The organism is Microbispora amethystogenes (assembly GCF_016863015.1).
In the GTDB taxonomy this organism is placed as follows: domain Bacteria; phylum Actinomycetota; class Actinomycetes; order Streptosporangiales; family Streptosporangiaceae; genus Microbispora; species Microbispora amethystogenes.
Window position 1 is genome coordinate 1 of sequence record NZ_BOOB01000122.1, and the last position, 1,250, is coordinate 1,250.

Here is a 1,250-nt window from a genome sequence, read left to right on the forward strand (position 1 = left end):
CCCGGTCGTCTTCGAGAAGACGAGCACCTTGAAATCAGGGGCCGCGGCACTCGCGGCGCCGGTCTGGGTCACCGACGCCATGGCGGGCGACGCGAACGCCAAGGGAACGGGGAGGGTCACTGCGAGGGACATCGCCGCGGCCAGACGGCTCAGGGCGCGATGTCTGCGAACTGTCAAGACAGCTCCTTTGAGGGGTGATCGGGACTGCCGACTGGGGGCTTTGTCACACCAGCCCCCAGAAGAGCAGGCGTCGCGACCGTAATCCCGTTTCGTCCGGTTGTGAAGGCCTTTTAATCGAATCGACATGACTTTCTCTACTTTCTTCTGGAAGTTGCGTCTAGTGCTGACTGCCTTTCGCAAGTCCGCTGACCAGGGCCGGAGAGGGTCCGCCTTCCCCTAAACTGCTAGACATCCGATGTCTGGCGGCCTCGTCCGCCTGCGTACAGGGGGTGGCTTCGTGGCGGTCACGGACGCGGCGATCGACCGGATCAAGCAGATGATCATTTCGGGTGAGCTGCGCCCCGGGGACCGGTTGCCGAAGGAGGCCGACCTGGCCGAACGGCTCGGCCTGTCGCGCAACTCGCTGCGGGAGGCCGTGCGCGCGCTCGCCCTGATCAACGTGCTCGACGTACGGCAGGGAGACGGCACCTACGTCACGAGCCTCCAGCCCAACCTGCTGCTCGACGCGATGTCGTTCGTCGTGGACTTCCACCGCGACGACACCGTGCTGCAGTTCCTGGAGGTGCGGCGCATCCTGGAGCCGGCCGCCACCGCCATGGCCGCGCTGCACATGTCGGACGAGGACGTCGAGGCGCTCCGCGAGATCCTGAGCGGGGTGCCGGACGAGCCGAGCGTGGAGGAGCTCGTCGCCAACGACCTGCGCTTCCATCAGCACATCGCGGCGGGGTCGGGCAACGCGGTGCTGTGCTCGCTCATCGAGAGCCTGTCGGGGCCGACGACCCGCGCGCGTATCTGGCGCGGCCTCACCCAGGAGGGCGCCAACGAGAAGACGCGGGAGCAGCACGCCGCCATCTGCGACGCGATCGCCGCCCGGCAGCCGGAGGTCGCGAGGGCGTGGGCCACGGTCCACGTGGCCGGAGTGGAGGAGTGGCTCCGCAGCGCCCTGTGACACTCGCCCCTTGACGATGGCGAAACGGAACCGGCCCCGGCGCTCCTGTCGGGGAGCGCTGGGGCCGGCCGGTGTCATTCGATCAGCTCGATCGGCTGGGTCAGGGCGTCAGGGTTGCGTC

1 protein-coding gene is annotated in these 1,250 nt (G+C 68.0%); it reads left to right on the forward strand.

Annotated features, from left to right (window positions below; genetic code table 11):
• The first annotated feature begins 457 nt into the window (after positions 1–457).
• On the forward strand, positions 458–1,129 hold the full coding sequence (locus tag Mam01_RS35960) for a FadR/GntR family transcriptional regulator (protein ID WP_111702010.1): 672 nt from the start codon (positions 458–460) through the stop codon (positions 1,127–1,129).
• The last annotated feature ends 121 nt before the right edge of the window (positions 1,130–1,250 follow it).